We start from the raw sequence: 17,971 nt of genomic DNA, 5'->3' as shown, positions 1-17,971 counted from the left end.
AGACTGCATTTTTATTCAGATATTTCAGCCTCGCGGACCGCGAACCAGCCACATGACCAGGATCACAATGCCGATCACTGGCAGCAGCGGAATCACCAGTGTCAGAATTCCGCCTATAATGGTCAGCACCAGTGTAAAAAACAAGATCACGACCACAACAGCCAGAAGCTTCCAGTACCACTTGTTCAGGTTGTAGTAGTGGATATTTCCGGTTCCGCCGTAATTGCCATACTGGGCCTGCTGCGGCTCCTCCTGCTGACTGGTTCTGCCGCTGTTTCCGGCAAAACTGCCGAACGGATGATACTCCTCATACTCACCCTCTGCCGCTCCCGGCGTTGTATCCAGAATGGTACGGGCAATCAGACGCGGATCTCCCAGTTCATCCATAATGTCAGACTCCGAACGTCCCTTCTGACGCTCGGAACGAATATAATCATCGTAATAACGGAGATTGTCCCGCACCACAGACGGCGGAACATTGCCGGAAAGCGCATTCTCCAGTCCCCGCAGAAATTCTTCTCTGTTCAACTCGGTATGCCTCCTCTCAGGTTGCTTTTTTTCTAGAAGTATAGTACCATAAATACTGCAAATTGAACAGTTACAAGTTTTCACGAAATGATAAGGAGTATGACATCCTATGGAAAAGCTTTACGTATTCGGCACCGGCAACGCCAATGCCACTCATTATTACAATACCTGCTTTGCCCTGCGTGACGGCGACCAGTATTTCATGGTCGATGCCGGCGGCGGCAACGGCATCCTGCGGATTCTGGAGGATATGAAGATCGATTATCCGCAGATCCATCATCTGTTCGTGACCCATGAGCATACCGACCACATCCTCGGTGTGATCTGGCTGGTCCGTTTCATTGCTACCCGCATGAAAAACGGCAAATACGACGGGGATTTCCAGATCTACTGCCACGATGGCCTGGTATCCACCATTGACACCTTCTGTAAGCTGACCCTGCAGGACAAATTCTACCGTCTCATCGGTGACCGCATTCATCTGATCCCGGTCCATAACGGTGAAACCCTGCATATCCTGGATTACGATGTCACCTTCTTCGATATCCACTCCACAAAAGCACGGCAGTTTGGCTTCACCACCATTCTGAAAAACGGCAAAAAGCTGACCTGTGCCGGTGATGAGCCTTACAATCCGGACTGCGAGCCTTATGTGAAAGGCAGCGACTGGCTGCTTCACGAGGCATTCTGTCTCTACGAAGAGCGTGACCGCTTCAAGCCTTACGAGAAGCACCACAGCACCGTTAAGGATGCCGCCGAGCTGGCTGAAAGCCTGCATATTCCAAATCTGGTGCTCTGGCATACCGAAGACAAATCCGTCGGAAAGCGGAAAGAGCTTTACATGACCGAAGGCAAGACTTACTATCATGGAAATCTCTATGTGCCGGAAGACCGGGATATTATAGCGCTTTAACATTTCTGCAACAAATGTTTTCTTTCAAACAAAAACAGCCCGTAGACTTAACGTCTGGGCTGTTTTTATTATCGTATTTTTTTAATTATTCTTGATCCGTCCATCGTAATCCAGAATATATCCATCTGGAGTTGTAGTGTTTTTCAGCATTGCACCGGAATTGTCACAATAGTATTTTTCACCGTTCCAGTCGACCCAGCCGGTTCTCATATAGCCGTTCTCATCGAAAATATACCACTTGCCGGCAATCTCTTCCCAGGCATTCTTCGTATAGGTTCCATCGCTATGCTGATACCACCAGCCGGTTGTGTCACTCTTCCACTCACCGGAAACAGGAAGACCGCCGGCTTCGCCGGCACGAATTTCCTTCACCTGATCTGCGTTGTAATAAACACTGTTGGATTCTACCCACTTGCCTTTATTGGAAGCATTCTCTCCATTCACCGGCCGGACCTTTACCTGGTAATTTGCCGGTCTGGTCACTTCGTTCTTTAAATTGTAATTTGTCTCTGCTACGGTACGCGCAGTCACGCCGACTGTGTTTCCGTCACGATACACCATGACTTCATAGCTGCCCGCTCCGGAAATTGGATTCCAGACTGCAAAACCATTGTCAGTCAGTGTCACGGTCTCTTCCTCAGAGAAATCTGCCACATATTCAGAAAGAGACGGCAGCTTTACTACCACCTTTAAGGTTTCTGAGGAATCCTGCTTGGATGCTTTCACAAGAGTTGCCCCATCTACTTTGACGTCGCTCAGTTTCGTAACTGCAAAATAATAGCTGTCCTCTGCGCGCAGATAAATGGTAAGCTCCGGAACATCAGTAGCCTCCCACTCAAAGCCACTGTTGTTTACCTCGTATGTATCGTAGGAATACTTGGCGCTGTCTTTTACTTCTACATCTACATCTTCCGAGCCAATCCTGGTTTCCGGTGTGATCGATGCCTCTACCTTCAGACTGACAGTTTTAATTTTTTTTCTGCTTGCCGCCATAACCGGCATTGCCATCAGCCCTGCCAGGAGAGCTGCGATGGTAATCATACCAATCAATTTCTTTTTACTCATCATCTTCCCCACTCTCTTTTTATGATTTATTGCTGGATACTCAGCTTTTTCTATGGATCTGGATTATTACAGTTTTACTCTATTACATCTCTTTTCCAATGTCAAGATGCCATCCTGATTCGTAAGTTTTCTCATAAAAACGTAAGAAAAAAGACCGGCATTTTCTCAATACCGGTCTTTTATTTCGTTTCTCTTGTGTTACCCGTTTTTCAATTGTTGTTCTCTAACCGATCAGGCTCATTAAGTATCCTACAAATGCGCCGCCCGGCGTTCCAATAATATTGCCGAGGAGAGCCATCAGGATACCGATCGGAACCAGCGCGTTACTGTATGCGCCTGCAAGTACCGGTGCTGTCGCAGTTCCTCCGATATTCGCCAGCGAAGCAACGCCACAGGTAAAGATATCCAGCCGGATCAGCTTTGCGAGGATTACCATAACCGCTACATGGATCAGCAGGATCAGGAATCCGGCTGCCAGCCATACCGGTGCATTTCCCATAGCAGAGATATCTGCTCTGGAAGCGATCATCGCAACGACAATGTAAAGAATGATATTGGAAACCTCTTCCGTTCCCTTAATCTTTCCAAACGGAGTCATCGCTGCGATCAGGCCGGCAGCTGTTACGAGAAGGACCGTCCAGGTTGCCTTATCAAAAACAGGCAGAACGGAAGCAACCATAACACCGGCATCCTTGGACAGAGAGGATACAAAAAAGGATACACCGATCAAAAGAAGCATGTTTTTCCATGCAAGAGGCCTCTTGTCCTCCCTTGCCTCTTTTTCCAGAGATGCTCCTACTTCATCGATCAGACGTACATCTGCCTTTGTCCAGGAGTTGAATTCCTTAGAGAAATTGATTACCCACAGAAGGAACATAACATAGATCACTGCACAAACCGAGTCCATTACCAGGGCATATGCCAGACTTTCTTCACTCACATCCAGAATTGCCTGAACCGCCAGCATATTACTGCCGCCGCCTAACCAGCTTCCGCACAGTGCTGCAAGTGCTTTCCAGCTGTCCGGGCCCAGTAATTTATGGAAAATACCATAGCTTACTACAAAACCAACACCGATTGAAATACTTGCTGAGAAGAAACCGATCAGCATTTTCGGTCCTAATTTAATAATCTTTTTCAGATCACAACGAAGCAGCATTAAAAACAGCATCGCGTAGAGTAATGGATTTTTAATTGCTACATAAACGGCTGACGTATCCTGCAAATCCCATACTTTCATAGTGCATAAAAGCATCATGCCTAAATAGATCAGAACGATCGGCGGTGCAAATTTAAAAAAAGTCTGTGCGCCCTTTCCCCGCAGGTACACAGGAAGATTGACCAAAATTGCTGCCAACAGCATTAAAGTGGCCAGATAGATAAATCCATCATGAATCATTTGAAATGCTCCATTCCGCCACCAGATATCGGTGGGCTTTCATTTTTTTCAGAACAAGTCAAAACAGGCGGTTGAATTTTCCTCCTTCCCCTCCTTCCCCATTTCAATATCTTTTCACGGACCGCAGGACAATGTGAGGTATGATAGGACACAATTTCCTACCATACAAAAAGGGCCAGAATCATGTTCTGGCCCCTTAAGTGACTTCTCGAATGGTGTAATGCCCCTTCACATTGCCGTTTCTTTTTTTGACTTTTCTTCTATGTAGTATAAAGGGTAACAGTAAAAAAGTCAATTTTCAGACATAAATATGCTTATAAAAAAGAATGTGCCTTGGCACATTCTCGCGCCGAGGCGCGGTTGCTTCAGCAACCATCTACCTTTGCGCCGAGTGCGCATCCCTGCGGAGCGCTTTTTGTTTCATAGGACGCAATTTCCTATGAAATAAAAAAGACCGGCATTTTCTCAATACCGGTCTTTCATTTCTGTTGATATACTGTGCTGCTGTCCGCATGAAAACGATTATTTTGCGTAATCTGTCACACGGGATTCGCGGATCACGTTGACCTTGATCTGGCCCGGATATTCCAGCTCATCCTCGATGCGCTTGGAAATCTCACGTGCCATCAGGACCATATCGTCGTCACTTACCTGCTCCGGGATAACCATGATACGAACCTCACGGCCTGCCTGGATGGCAAAGGACTTGTCAACTCCCTTGAAGGAGTTTGTGATCTCTTCAAGCTGTTTTAATCTGTTGGTATATGTCTCCACAGTCTCTCTTCTTGCACCAGGTCTTGCTGCGGAAATCGTATCTGCAGCCTGTACCAGGCACGGGATCAGACCCTGCGGCTCAACATCACCATGATGGGATTCTACTGCGTTGATAACAGTAGGAGACTCTTTGTACTTTCTGCAAAGATCTGCACCAAGCTGTACATGGGAGCCCTCCATCTCATGGTCAATGGCTTTTCCAATGTCATGCAGTAAACCGGCACGCTTTGCCAGACGCACATCTGCTCCGACCTCTGCGGCCAGCAGACCTGCCAGCTGTGCAACCTCGATAGAATGCTTTAACGCATTCTGACCGTAACTGGTTCTGAACTTCATCTTACCAAGCAGTTTGATCAGTTCCGGATGGATTCCATGGATGCCAACCTCAAGGGCTGCAGCCTCACCATCCTCACGCATATTCGCTTCAACTTCACGCTGCGCTTTCTCTACCATCTCTTCGATTCTTGCAGGATGGATACGTCCATCCACGATCAGACGTTCCAGGGCAATTCTTGCCACCTCACGCCGTACCGGATCAAAGCCGGATAATACCACCGCCTCCGGAGTATCATCGATGATCAGCTCTACGCCGGTCATGGTCTCAAGGGTACGGATGTTACGACCCTCACGGCCAATGATGCGACCCTTCATTTCATCGTTCGGAAGCTGTACGACTGACACCGTCGTCTCGGCCACATGGTCTGCAGCACATCTCTGGATTGCAGTGACCACGTACTCTTTTGCCTTTTTGTCAGCCTCTTCTTTTGCCTTGTTTTCCAGATCCTTGATCATCTTGGCAGTATCATGCTTGACCTCTGCCTCAACAGATCTGAGCAGATACTCTTTTGCCTGTTCGGAGGTTAAACCGGAAATACGCTCCAGTTCCTGTATTCCTTTTTCGTACAGGGCCTCAACCTCGCTGTTACGCTTGTTCAAGGCTTCCTCACGGGATGCAAGTCCGGCTTCCCGCCGTTCCATGTTCTCTGCTTTTTTGTCCAGATTTTCTTCTTTGCTCAGCACACGTCGTTCATAGCGCTGAAGTTCAGCTCTTCTTTCCTTTGTCTCTTTATCCAGCTCATTCTTAGTCTTTAAAGACTCTTCCTTTGCCTCCAGGAGAGCTTCTCGCTTCTTTGTCTCTGCCGTCTTTAACGCTTCATCTATTATTTCCCTGGCTTTTTCTTCCGCGGTTCCGATCTTGCTTTCGTAAGCATTCTTCCGATGCGCGGTCGCAACAGCCCAGGTAATAGGCGCCACAACACACAGTGTAATTACAACTGCTATTATCGTTGACACAGGAGCACCTCCTTATTTAATTTTCATTGTACACCAATACAACACTTCAATTTTAAACTGTTTTGTGCACTATGTCAATAAGATACCTTTCATGGGCACGAATTTTCTGAATGGAAGCAGCCTTATACGTTCTGCAGCTACAATCAGAGGAACGAGTCATACTCCTCACGCATGCTTTCCATGACTCTGCGGATTGCCTCACCGGAGAATCCGCGGCGGCCAAGTGCCCCCATAAGACGACGGTATTCTGCAGGCTCCATGCTCTTTCCGGGTTCATATCCTTTCTTCTCAAGAAGCTTTCGGATCTGGCTGTCCTCGTCCACATATTCCTCCTGAAGCTGAAGATCAATGATCTCACGGGATACTCCCTTGCGCTCTAAATCTGCCCGGATCTGCCAGCGGCTTTTCCGTGCGGCACAGGTGCGGATATAACGCCCCGCGTAAGCCGCATCGTCTAAATAACGGTACTCTTTTAAAAAGAGTACCGTCTCATCTATTTCCTCTGTGCTGTATTCACGCTCTTTCAGCTTCCGGCGAAGTTCCCGCTCGGTCCGGTCACGAAACTCCAGGAGTGCGAGGGCGCACTCCCGGACTGTTCTGTTCTGACCGTTTGCTTTCTTTCTGTTTGCCGCCGGATTCTGCTGTTTTCCGGACTGCAAAGATTCCATGGGCAGACTTTGCACCTGTACTTCTCCGCCCTGTATAGTCCATATTTTCATAGAACTACTCAGCGTCATCAGCACCGGTGAATGCTGCGTCCTGCACCTCTTCCTCTGCTGCGCCTGCTGCGAGGGCCGCTACCGCCTCATCTGCCGGAAGGCCGTGTTTCTCACGCACCTTCGTCTCAATCTCAGCGCAGACTGCCGGATGCTCACGCAGGTAGGTCTTGGCATTTTCACGGCCCTGGCCGATCTTGGCGCCGCCGTAGGCATACCAGGCACCGCTCTTCTCCACGATGTTATCCTTGGCTGCCAGGTCCAGAATATCTCCCTCTTTGGAAATGCCCTGACCGAACATAATGTCAAACTCTGCCTCCTTGAACGGCGGAGCAATCTTATTTTTTACGACTTTGACACGTACATGATTGCCGATCACCTCGCCGCCCTGCTTGATGGACTCCACACGGCGCACATCCATGCGGACGGAGGAATAGAACTTCAGTGCACGGCCGCCGGTGGTCGTCTCCGGATTGCCGAACATAACTCCAACCTTTTCACGCAGCTGGTTGATAAAGATCACACAACAGTTTGACTTGCTGATGATACCGGTCAGCTTACGCAGTGCCTGAGACATCAGGCGGGCCTGCAGGCCCACATGGGAATCTCCCATCTCACCATCAATCTCGGCCTTTGGAACCAGAGCTGCAACAGAGTCCACGATCACAATATCTACTGCGCCGGAACGAACCATGGTCTCGGTAATTTCCAGAGCCTGCTCACCGTTGTCCGGCTGCGAAATGTAGAGATTGTCAATATCCACACCGATATTCTTTGCGTATACCGGATCCAGCGCATGCTCTGCGTCGATGAAGCCGGCAATGCCGCCGCGCTTCTGTACCTCTGCAACCATGTGGAGTGCTACCGTAGTTTTACCACTGGACTCCGGTCCGTAGATCTCAATGACACGGCCCTTCGGCACACCGCCAAGGCCCAGCGCGATATCCAGGCTGATGGAACCGGTCGGAACGGTTTCAATATTCATATTGGTGCCGGAATCGCCCAGTTTCATGATAGAGCCCTTTCCGTAAGACTTCTCAATCTGTGTGATGGCAGCGTCCAATGCTTTTAATTTATCGTCTTTATTCATATCTTCCTCCAAATGCAGAACCTCGCAGTTTTCTGTATTTCAGTCTGCGAACAAATGTTCTTTTCAATGTTTTAATCATAGTATAAACTGCTTCAAATGTCAACAAATTGTTTCCGCTCAGCCGCAGGATTTTTGCTGTTCCCTTACTGATTCACACATGTGTGCCCGGCAACAGGGTTTTGCCGATACTGCAAAGAACGGTGCATATTCTGAACAGAATCGGTTTTCTCAATGATAAAAGTGGATTCTGGCGAAAGGCCGGATAATCAGATGGGCCGGACGGCCCGCTGGACTGCATCTTCAATATAGCATGCCGCAGACAGCATGTCAAATGAAACAAAAAAATCCTGTGCCGTGATGGTTGCACAGGATTTTTTCTTACATATTCGTTTCAAAAAAGTTTTAAGGAGTTCAGATGTATATCTTTTTTCTGACTTTAGTATAACATAAGCCTTACGGAAATGTTTGTATAATGTTTAAATAGATTATGAAGATATTCTTAAGTATGGACACGTACGGGAAGTGCTTCTCCTGAATACCATAACAGTAAAAAAAGCCGGGAGTTCCCATGAGCCAGGCCCCCATTTTCCCTCCCGGATCCGGTTCTGACCACCCCACCGGACGCGGCATTGGGGTAGCCGTACTGGATACCGGCTGCTTTCCCCACGAAGACTATCAGGAACGGATCGCCGCCTTTTTTGATATGGTACGGCGACGACGGCTGCCTTATGATGATAACGGACACGGCACTCATGTCTGCGGCATCATCGCCGGGGACGGCAGTGCCAGCAAAGGCCGGTTCTGCGGCATCGCTCCCGGCTGCCACCTCATTCCGGTCAAGGTGCTGGACAAACGGGGCGGCGGCTATGTTTCCGATGTCCTGGCCGGTCTCCACCTCATCCTGCAGCAGCGCGACCGATTCAACATCCGTATCGTCAATGTGTCCGTCGGCTCGTTCTCCGGCCGGAACATGAGTGAGACATCTGCCCTGGTGCGCGGTGTCGAAGAAATCTGGGATGCAGGCCTTGTAGTGGTTGTGGCAGCTGGGAACATGGGACCAAAGCGGGGAACCATCACCACGCCGGGCATCAGCCGCAAAGTCATCACGGTAGGCTGTTCCGATGATGACCAGGTAGTCAATGTCATGGGCAGCCGCATGTCCGACTACTCTGGGCGGGGACCGACCCGTTCCTGTGTATGTAAACCGGATATTGTAGCTCCGGGGGCGGCCATCACAAGCTGCAGCAATCAGAGCGGCTGTTACACCATAAAAAGCGGCACCAGTATGGCCACTCCTTATGTTTCCGGTGCCATTGCCCTGCTTTTGGAGCAGAATCCGGAAATGTCCAACCGCGATGTAAAGCTTCTTTTGCGGGAACGTGCCGTAGATCTTGGTCTCCCCAGAAACCAGCAAGGCTGGGGACTTCTCGATATCCCCAGCCTTTTAAAATAATGTACGGTTTTCTGATCAGATAAGTCTGACTCTTAAGACACCCTCAATGGCATTTAATTTCTGTACCATGATGTCATCCGGCGTATGCTCCAGATCCATCAGGGTATAAGCGAACTTGTCGCGGCTCTTGTTGGTCATGTCGGAAATGTTGATCTTTCCGGCAGCCAGTACTCCGGTAATCTGACCAATCATGTTCGGAATATTCATATGTAAAACTGCCACACGGCAGGCCGCCTTCTTCACGCCCATATCGCAGGCCGGATAGTTGACGGAGTTACGGATATTTCCGTTTTCCAGATAATCCATGATCTCCTGAACTGCCATCTTCGCACAATTGTCCTCAGACTCTTCCGTGGAAGCGCCCAGGTGCGGGATCACAATGGTATTGTCCATGTTCACGGACTTCGGATTTGCAAAGTCGGTCACATATTTTTTTACCTTGCCGGACTTTAATGCCTCAGCCAGGTCATCTTCATTGACCAGAAGGTCACGGGCAAAGTTTAAGATCATCACACCGTCCTTCATCTGCTCGATGGCAGCCTTGTTGATCATGCCCTTTGTGGAATCCACAGCCGGAACATGCAGGGTAATGTAATCACACTCCTGGCAGATCGTGTCCAGGCTGGTGGTATGCTTTACATCACGAGACAGTCTCCATGCCGCATTAACAGAAATGTACGGATCATAGCCGTAAACCTCCATACCCAGAGCAATGGCTGTATTGGCAACCTCAGCACCAATGGCACCCAGACCTACCACACCAAGCTTCTTGCCCTTGATCTCGCAGCCGGCGAAGGCCTTCTTTGCCTTCTCGGCAGATTTGGCAATGTTTGCGTCCTCTTTATTCTCTTTGCACCACTCGATACCGCCCACGATATCGCGGGATGCCAGGAACAATCCGGCAAGCACCAGCTCCTTAACGCCATTCGCATTGGCACCCGGAGTGTTAAAAACAACAATGCCTTCCTGTGCACAAGCATCGAGCGGAATGTTATTGACACCGGCTCCTGCGCGGGCAATAGCCAGCAGGGAGTTGGAAAACTGCATTTCATGAAGGGATGCGCTGCGGACCAGAATACCCTCTGCCTCATTTACCTCATCTGTGAGCTGATAGTCTTCTGTGAACTGGTCTGCGCCATATTTAGAAATGGCGTTGATGCAATGGATCTTTCTCATGCCTGATGCGCCTCCTCAAATTTCTTCATGAACGCAACCAGCTTCTCCACGCCTTCCATCGGCATGGCATTGTAGATGCTGGCACGCATGCCGCCTACGGTACGGTGTCCCTTTAAGTTTACAAAGCCCGCTGCAGTTGCCTCTTTGACAAACTCTGCATCCAGATCTTTATCTCCCGTAACAAACGGAACATTCATTAAGGAACGATCCTCTTTGGCAACGGTTCCCTTAAACAGCTTGCTCTGATCCAGGAAATCGTAGAGGATCTTTGCCTTTTTCTCATTGTACTCCTTCATAGCCTGAAGACCGCCGCGTTTCTTTAACCATTTGAATACCTTGCCGCAGATATAAATGCCATAGCATGGCGGGGTATTATACAGAGACTTGGCATCGGCCTGCACCTTGTACTGGCAGATGGTCGGGGTTCCCGGAAGCACATCCTCACGGATCAGGTCCTCACGGATGATCACGATAACAACACCTGCAGGTCCGACATTTTTCTGGGCACCACCGTAAAGCAGACCATATTTGGTTACATCCACCGGCTCAGAGAGGAAGCAGGAAGAGATGTCAGCCACCAGCGTTTTTCCCTTAGTATTTGGCAGGGTTTTGTATTTGGTGCCATAGATGGTATTATTCTCGCAGATATATACATAGTCTGCGTCATCGTCGATCGGCAGGTCAGAGCAGTCCGGAATATAGCTGAAAGTCTTGTCTTCACTTGATGCAACAGCCACTGCCTTTCCGTATTTCTGCGCTTCCTTAAATGCCTTCTTCGCCCACTGACCCGTGATGATGTAATCAGCTACACCGTTTTTCATCAGGTTCTGCGGAATGGCGGAGAACTGCAGATGGGCACCTCCCTGCAAAAACAGCACTTTGTAATTATCCGGAATGTTCATCAGATCCCGAAGGTCCTGCTCCGCTTCCTCGATAATGGTCTCAAAGGCTTTAGATCGATGGCTCATCTCCATCACTGACATTCCGGTGCCTCTGTAATCAAGCATTTCTTCTGCGGCTTCCTTCAGGACTTCCTCCGGTAATACGGCTGGTCCTGCTGAGAAATTGTAGACTCTTCCCATTGTTTCTTCCTCCTTCTTTATAGAATTAGATTTCTCATAATTATATGATAACGATCCTACTTAATTTTCAGATCGGTGTCATCAAATGCATCCTGGATCGGAGCTCCCGGTGATACCATCGGGTATACCTTGTCGTCACAGTTGATCTGGCACTCAATGAGTACCGGAGCCTTAAGCGCAATAGCCTCCTCCAGAACCGGCTTTAAATCTTCCTGTCTGATCACGCGGTAAGCCTTTGCACCCATGGCCTCAGCCAGCTTCACAAAATCCACTGCATCATTTAATACAGTATGTGAATAGCGTTTTCCGTAGAACAGGTTCTGCCACTGGCGCACCATACCCAGCACGTGGTTGTTTACCACAACCTGGATGATCGGGATATTGTAGCGGGTGGCGGTAGCGATCTCATTCATATTCATACGGAAGCAGCCGTCTCCAGCAATATTGAATACCGGGGTATCCGGATGTCCCATATCGCCGCAGGCCATCTTTGCTCCGATGGAAGCGCCCAGGCCATAGCCCATGGTGCCAAGTCCGCCGGAAGTAAGAAGGGTTCTCGGCTTTCTGTATTTGTAGTACTGTGCAGCCCACATCTGGTGCTGGCCAACCTCAGTACAGATAACGGCGTCGCCCTTAGTCAGCTCATCAATAGTCTCCATGATGAACGGGCCGGTAAGCTGGGTCTTATCATAGCGCAGCGGATACATGTCCTTCATGCGCTCTACATGCTGGATCCATTCCTCATGATTCATCGGATCCAGACGGGCGTTGAGCTTGCGCAGAACTATCTTTAAGTCACCGATGACGCTTGCATGAGTGTGGATGTTTTTGTTGATCTCAGCCGGGTCTACATCGATCTGAAGGATCTTTGCATTCTTCGCAAACCTGGAGGCATTGCCGGTAACACGGTCACTGAAGCGGGCTCCTGCCACGATCAGGAGATCACACTCACTCACCCCAAAGTTGGAGGTCTTGGTTCCGTGCATGCCGAGCATACCGGTGTAGAGCTCATCAGTTCCGTCAAACGCACCCTTTCCCATCAGAGAATCGGCAACCGGCGCCTGGATCTTGTGAGCCAGTGCCCTCAGCTCCTCAGATGCACTGGAAAGCACTGCTCCGCCGCCCACGAAAATAAACGGCTTCTGGCTATTACGGATCATCTCCAGCGCAGCCTCGATATCCTCCTCGCGGATGGTATCGGTCTGACGCACGATCGGAGCCGGCTCCTGCGGAGTGTATTCATACTCTGCCGCAGTCACATCCTTGGTGATATCGATCAGGACCGGACCCGGTCTGCCGCTCTGCGCGATGGTAAATGCCCGGCGCACGGTATCGGCCAGCTTTTTGATATCTTTTACGATGAAATTGTATTTGGTGATCGGCATGGTCACGCCGGTGATGTCGATCTCCTGAAAGCTGTCGCGGCCAAGCAGGCTCACACCAACATTACAGGTAATGGCTACCATTGGGATGGAGTCCATGAATGCGGTCGCAATACCGGTTACCAGGTTGGTAGCGCCCGGGCCGGAAGTAGCCAGGCATACGCCAACCTTTCCCGTAACTCTTGCATAACCGTCCGCAGCATGGGATGCGCCCTGCTCATGGGAGGTCAGGATGTGGGTAATCTCATCCTGATGCTTGTAAAGCGCATCATAGATATTTAAGATGGCTCCTCCCGGATAACCGAACACGGTCTTTACACCCTGTTCTTTTAAACATTCGATCAGGATTTCTGATCCATTTAATACTCTGGTTTCCGCCATGTCAAAACACTCCTTATCTGTCTCTGCTACGGTCTACGCTTAGTTTCCTTTTAAGATTGCGCCCTTGTCTGCGCTGGTAACCAGTGCAGCATAGCGCTTTAAGTATCCGCTGACCTCTTTGGTCTTCGGAGTCCAGTTTGCGCGGCGTCTTGCCAGTTCTTCATCCGATACCTTCATGTTGATGGTATTGGCGTTGATATCGATGGCAATGATATCGCCCTCTTCCACCAGGCCGATTGGGCCGCCTGCTGCTGCCTCCGGGCTCACATGGCCGATGGATGCACCGCGGGATGCGCCGCTGAAACGTCCGTCGGTGATCAGGGCTACCGTAGAGCCAAGGCCCATGCCAACGATGGCGGAGGTCGGGTTTAACATCTCTCTCATGCCCGGACCGCCCTTTGGTCCCTCATAACGGATAACTACCACGTCACCGGCTACGATCTTGCCGCCCTTGATGGCTGCGATGGCATCGTCCTCGCTGTCGAAGACACGCGCCGGACCCTCATGTACCAGCATCTCCGGTGCCACTGCGGAACGTTTTACAACGCAGGAATCCGGTGCCAGGTTGCCGCGCAGAACTGCGATGCCGCCGGTTTTAGAGTACGGATTGTCGATGGTACGGATGACCTCCGGGTTCTTGTTGACGCAGTCCTTGATGTTCTCGCCAACAGTCCTGCCGGTTACAGTCATGCAGTCCAGATTTAAGAGACCAAGCTTGCTGATCTCATTCATAACTGCGTAGATGCCGCCTGCCTCGTTTAAATCTTCCATATAGGTATGTCCTGCCGGTGCAAGATGGCACAGGTTCGGAGTCTTTGCACTGATCTCATTCGCAATGTCTACATTCAGCTCAACGCCAGCCTCATGGGCGATAGCCGGCAGATGCAGCATGCTGTTGGTGCTGCAGCCAAGAGCCATATCCATGGTCAAGGCGTTGCGGAATGCTGCCTCGGTCATGATATCTCTCGGACGGATGTTTTTCTTTAACATATCCATAACTGCCATACCGGCATGCTTTGCCAGGACCAGACGCTCGGAATAAACGGCCGGAATGGTTCCGTTGCCCTTTAAGCCCATGCCGAGAACTTCGGTCAGACAGTTCATACTGTTTGCAGTGTACATACCGGAGCAGGAACCGCAGGTCGGGCAGACCTTGCACTCAAACTCCTTGACATCCTCCTCAGTCATAAGGCCTGCTGCATAGGAGCCGACTGCCTCAAACATACTGGAAAGGCTGCGCTTCTCGCCTTTTACGTGACCGGCTAACATCGGACCGCCGCTGACGAACACGGTAGGGATGTTTAAGCGGGCTGCCGCCATTAAAAGGCCCGGAACATTCTTGTCACAGTTCGGAACCATGACCAGCGCGTCAAACTGATGTGCCAGTGCCATACACTCGGTGGAGTCAGCAATCAGATCACGGGTTACCAGGGAGTATTTCATTCCCACATGTCCCATGGCAATACCGTCACACACTGCAATGGCCGGGAATACGATCGGAGTTCCGCCTGCCATGGCTACACCCTGCTTTACTGCATCTACAATCTTGTCCAGATGCATATGACCCGGTACGATCTCATTGTAGGAACTTACGATACCGATTAACGGACGTTCCATTTCTTCATCGGTTAATCCCAGCGCACGGAACAGAGAGCGGGCCGGTGCCTGCTGCATTCCTGCTTTTGCATTATCACTTCTCATATCTGACTCCTCCTCATGTGAACTCCTGTATATGATACATTTTTACTGGATGCGTGCCGCAATCAGGTCACCCATCTCGATAGTTCCGACCTTCCTGCATTTCTCAGAATAAATATCACCGGTGCGGTAGCCTTCCGTCAGCACCTGCTGAACTGCTGCCTCAATGGCATCTGCCTCCTTATCCATATCAAAGGAATAACGAAGCATCATGGCTGCGGAAAGGACCGTGGCGATCGGGTTTGCCAGGTTTTTACCTGCAATATCCGGTGCGGAGCCATGGCTTGGCTCGTACATGCCAAATTTGGTCTCGTTTAAGCTTGCGGAAGACAGCATACCGATGGAACCGGTGATCATGCTCGCCTCATCCGAAAGAATATCACCGAACATGTTCTCGGTCAGCACAACATCGAACTGCCCCGGATTCATGACAAGCTGCATAGCACAGTTATCAACCAGCATATGCTCCAGCTTTACTTCCGGATAATCCTTAGCCACTTCCTCAACAACCTTTCTCCAGAGTCTTGAGGAATCCAGCACGTTGGCCTTGTCCACGCTGATGACATGTTTTCTTCTCTTCATGGCAATATCAAATGCCTTGATGGCAATGCGGCGGATCTCATTCTCGTTGTAGGTCAGGGTATCGGTTGCCTGCAGCACGCCATCTACTTCCTCGGTATGACGCTCGCCAAAGTACAGACCGCCGGTCAGCTCACGCACGATGATCATGTCAAAGCCGTCGCCGATGTTTTCTTTTTTTAACGGACAGGCATCTGCCAGCTCCTTGTACAGGTAAGCCGGGCGAAGGTTCGCAAATAAATTAAGGCCTTTGCGGATTGCCAGCAGCCCCGCCTCAGGTCTTAAGTTCGGTGCCACGTCGTACCATTTTGAATTTCCTACATTGCCGCCAACAGCACCAAGTAAAACCGCATCACTTTTCTTTGCGGTTTCCAGGGCCTCATCGGTCAACGGAACTCCGTATTCATCGATGGAGCAGCCGCCCATCAGAATTTTTGTGTACTGGAAGCTATGTCCGTACACCTCCCCAACCTTATCAAGTACCTTGCACGCCTCGCGCACAATCTCCGGTCCGATTCCATCTCCGGGAATCGTTACGATATTACAATTCATGGTGTCTTACCTCTTTCTGATCCATCCCGCTCCGGTCATAGGGGATTGGGGTATCTGTCTGTTTGCGCTATGTATGAATCATAACGTGTTTCTTCCCATATTAACGCATTTATTTCCATTTTTCAACCGATCTGCCAGAATTTATTCAGAAACATCTATACAAGATTGGAATTAACTCTATAATTTACAGTTATAAAATGACAAAAAAATATCGCCGCAAGGTATATCCTCACGGCGATATTTTGATTTCATATTATCGTTTCTGTGCCCTGGTGCTGCGTTTTCTGTCTTATTTGCGGCTGTCCCAGGCCCCATCTTTGCCTACATAATAGCTTCCGATCGTTTCTTCCGTAGCCATAGCATGATCTTCCTTGAAATAGTACCACTTCCCGTCTATTTCTTTCCAGCCGGTCACAGCTGCTCCGCTGGCATCCAGATAGTACCAGGTATGGTCCTGTTCGTGCCATTTGGATGTGGCCATAGTACCGTCCTCCTCGATCCAGAACAGCACATCTCCATTTTTGATCCAGGTATTTTTAGCCATCTTGCCATTGGAATAGTAATAATTCCATACACTTCCGCTGCGCTTCCAGCCGTTCTCCGCATAGCTTAAGAATGCAGAAGACAAAGTAAGCAGCACTGCCATGCACAACACAGCCGCCCTTTTCATAACTCCCGTCATCTTCATGCATCTGTCCTTTCTTTAGCGGTCACGCTTTCCGTCTGCTCCAACATGTCCGCCGCCCGGAATATTTACATCAGTTGCCATAGTGCCACTCTTTAAGAAGTAATACTCTGCATCATCAATGGTCTTCCAGCCGTTTTTGACTGCCTTGCCATTCTCGCCAAAGTAATACCACTTGCCTTCCTCATTCTGATACCAGGAATTGGTCACCATTCTGCCATCCTTGCCGAGATAGTACATATCCTTATTCTCATTATAGACCTGGTCTTTCAGGATCAGACCCTTTGCATCTACACGATACCAGGCATCTCCGTCTGCTACCCAGCAGCTGGCAGCCATAGTGCCATTTCCCTGTACCCAGTAGGACGCAGCGATGGTCTTACCCTCTTCGGTCGCAAAATCCTTATTGCCCACCTGATAGGTAAGCTCGCCGGATTCATCGTTGCTGACCAGCGTGTTGATCCAGGTATTTCTTGCCACGGTTCCGTCCTCCTGGTAATAATACCACTCACTGCCAACCTTGCCCCAGCCTGCCGCAAAAGCCGCAGTGGTAGATAACGTAGCCATAGCCAGGCTCAGCGCCATAATCTTAAACATATTTTTCTTCATAACGATCATTCTCCTTTTTCCGTCAGAACACTCTTACTGCTATAGTTTATGATACCTTTTTCCAATGGCATTTGTCAACGAATTTGCCGGGCAATTATCTGACGATTTTCTTTCGATTCTCTATAATTGCAATTATAGGACGGAACGAATAAAGGTTCGAAAAATGCTTGCAGCTCCTTTATAAACATGATATGTTATAGGCAAAGCAGAAATATTCTTTTAAACCGCATTGGTCATGGTGCATTTGGTTACAGCCTGCGGTTCTCTCATTTCTATGGCGATGCCATTCTGAATTATCTACTGGAATTTTTCTTTGCTTGAACACCCAACTATCAACACAAAGGAATTCCAGAATGATAAAGAAAAGCAGAATGGGATTCCGGCATAAGGAAGGAGATGCCTATGGCAAAAAACACATTGACCACTGCATTTTATCAGACCGAGAAGAATCTGAAACACCCCGTTCCGGTCCGCGCCTACAAAGACCGGATCTTTCGAATGATCTTTAAGGAAAAGCGGGCGCTTCTGGCACTTTATAATGCGATGAATGACACCGCATATCAGGATCCGGAAGAACTGGTCATCACGACCCTGGA

At 49.5% G+C, this 17,971-nt stretch carries 15 protein-coding genes and 1 pseudogene; 3 read left to right on the top strand and 13 right to left on the bottom strand.

What is annotated here, in order from left to right:
- Window positions 1-24: 24 nt before the first annotated feature.
- Complete coding sequence (locus tag DW819_RS12275) at window positions 25-528, bottom strand: DUF1700 domain-containing protein (protein ID WP_118733544.1); 504 nt, start codon at window positions 526-528, stop codon at window positions 25-27.
- 109 nt (window positions 529-637) lie between these two features.
- Here DW819_RS12275 and DW819_RS12270 point away from each other — a divergent pair, with 109 nt between their 5' ends.
- Window positions 638-1,441 carry an MBL fold metallo-hydrolase gene (locus DW819_RS12270; RefSeq protein WP_118733543.1) on the top strand — a complete coding sequence of 268 codons (804 nt, stop codon included), beginning with the start codon at window positions 638-640 and terminating at the stop codon, window positions 1,439-1,441.
- An 81-nt stretch (window positions 1,442-1,522) separates the two neighbouring features.
- On the opposite strand, the gene DW819_RS12265 is transcribed toward DW819_RS12270, so the two are convergent.
- The 5 genes from DW819_RS12265 to recA all read right to left on the bottom strand — a co-directional run bounded on the left by DW819_RS12265 (window position 1,523) and on the right by recA (window position 7,778).
- Window positions 1,523-2,509 (bottom strand): hypothetical protein, encoded by a 987-nt coding sequence (locus DW819_RS12265; RefSeq protein ID WP_118733542.1) that lies wholly within the window; start codon window positions 2,507-2,509, stop codon window positions 1,523-1,525.
- 220 nt (window positions 2,510-2,729) lie between these two features.
- Window positions 2,730-3,905, bottom strand: coding sequence for a DUF819 family protein (locus tag DW819_RS12260; protein ID WP_118733541.1), 1,176 nt, complete (start codon window positions 3,903-3,905; stop codon window positions 2,730-2,732).
- A 522-nt stretch (window positions 3,906-4,427) separates the two neighbouring features.
- Complete coding sequence (gene rny, locus DW819_RS12255; RefSeq protein WP_118733540.1) at window positions 4,428-5,972, bottom strand: ribonuclease Y; 1,545 nt, start codon at window positions 5,970-5,972, stop codon at window positions 4,428-4,430.
- 143 nt (window positions 5,973-6,115) lie between these two features.
- Window positions 6,116-6,640 (bottom strand): regulatory protein RecX, encoded by a 525-nt coding sequence (locus DW819_RS12250; protein ID WP_207665310.1) that lies wholly within the window; start codon window positions 6,638-6,640, stop codon window positions 6,116-6,118.
- Window positions 6,641-6,695: 55 nt separating this feature from the next.
- Window positions 6,696-7,778 carry a recombinase RecA gene (recA, locus tag DW819_RS12245; protein WP_118733538.1) on the bottom strand — a complete coding sequence of 361 codons (1,083 nt, stop codon included), beginning with the start codon at window positions 7,776-7,778 and terminating at the stop codon, window positions 6,696-6,698.
- A gap of 568 nt (window positions 7,779-8,346) precedes the next feature.
- On the opposite strand from recA, the gene DW819_RS12240 reads away from it, so the two are divergent.
- Window positions 8,347-9,231, top strand: a complete 885-nt coding sequence (locus DW819_RS12240; RefSeq protein ID WP_118733537.1) for a S8 family peptidase — start codon at window positions 8,347-8,349, stop codon at window positions 9,229-9,231.
- Between the two features lie 15 nt (window positions 9,232-9,246).
- Here the strand turns inward: DW819_RS12240 and DW819_RS12235 are convergent, their stop codons facing one another.
- The 7 genes from DW819_RS12235 to DW819_RS12205 all read right to left on the bottom strand — a co-directional run bounded on the left by DW819_RS12235 (window position 9,247) and on the right by DW819_RS12205 (window position 17,375).
- Complete coding sequence (locus DW819_RS12235) at window positions 9,247-10,407, bottom strand: phosphoglycerate dehydrogenase (protein WP_118733536.1); 1,161 nt, start codon at window positions 10,405-10,407, stop codon at window positions 9,247-9,249.
- Window positions 10,404-11,489, bottom strand: a complete 1,086-nt coding sequence (serC, locus tag DW819_RS12230) for a 3-phosphoserine/phosphohydroxythreonine transaminase (protein WP_118733535.1) — start codon at window positions 11,487-11,489, stop codon at window positions 10,404-10,406. Before serC ends, DW819_RS12235 begins: the two co-directional genes overlap by 4 nt.
- Before the next feature lie 56 nt (window positions 11,490-11,545).
- Window positions 11,546-13,252: a biosynthetic-type acetolactate synthase large subunit gene (gene ilvB, locus DW819_RS12225; protein ID WP_118733534.1), complete on the bottom strand. Its 1,707-nt coding sequence runs from the start codon at window positions 13,250-13,252 to the stop codon at window positions 11,546-11,548.
- Window positions 13,253-13,291: 39 nt separating this feature from the next.
- Window positions 13,292-14,953 carry a dihydroxy-acid dehydratase gene (gene ilvD / locus DW819_RS12220; protein WP_118733533.1) on the bottom strand — a complete coding sequence of 554 codons (1,662 nt, stop codon included), beginning with the start codon at window positions 14,951-14,953 and terminating at the stop codon, window positions 13,292-13,294.
- A 42-nt stretch (window positions 14,954-14,995) separates the two neighbouring features.
- A complete protein-coding gene (gene leuB / locus DW819_RS12215; protein WP_118733532.1) occupies window positions 14,996-16,081 on the bottom strand; it encodes a 3-isopropylmalate dehydrogenase in 1,086 nt (361 codons plus the stop codon).
- A gap of 289 nt (window positions 16,082-16,370) precedes the next feature.
- Entirely contained in the window at window positions 16,371-16,769 is a 399-nt protein-coding gene (locus DW819_RS12210; RefSeq protein ID WP_118733531.1) for a hypothetical protein, read from the bottom strand.
- 15 nt (window positions 16,770-16,784) lie between these two features.
- The gene (locus DW819_RS12205; protein ID WP_182432646.1) at window positions 16,785-17,375 is read right to left on the bottom strand and encodes a hypothetical protein; all 591 of its coding nucleotides are present in this window, start codon (window positions 17,373-17,375) and stop codon (window positions 16,785-16,787) included.
- A gap of 402 nt (window positions 17,376-17,777) precedes the next feature.
- Here DW819_RS12205 and DW819_RS15805 point away from each other — a divergent pair.
- Window positions 17,778-17,971: pseudogene (locus tag DW819_RS15805) on the top strand (hypothetical protein); the annotation flags it as partial.

The organism is Clostridium sp. AM33-3 (assembly GCF_003480315.1).
In the GTDB taxonomy this organism is placed as follows: Bacteria; Bacillota; Clostridia; order Lachnospirales; family Lachnospiraceae; genus Brotaphodocola.
This window is presented reverse-complemented; position numbering and strand designations above follow the sequence as displayed.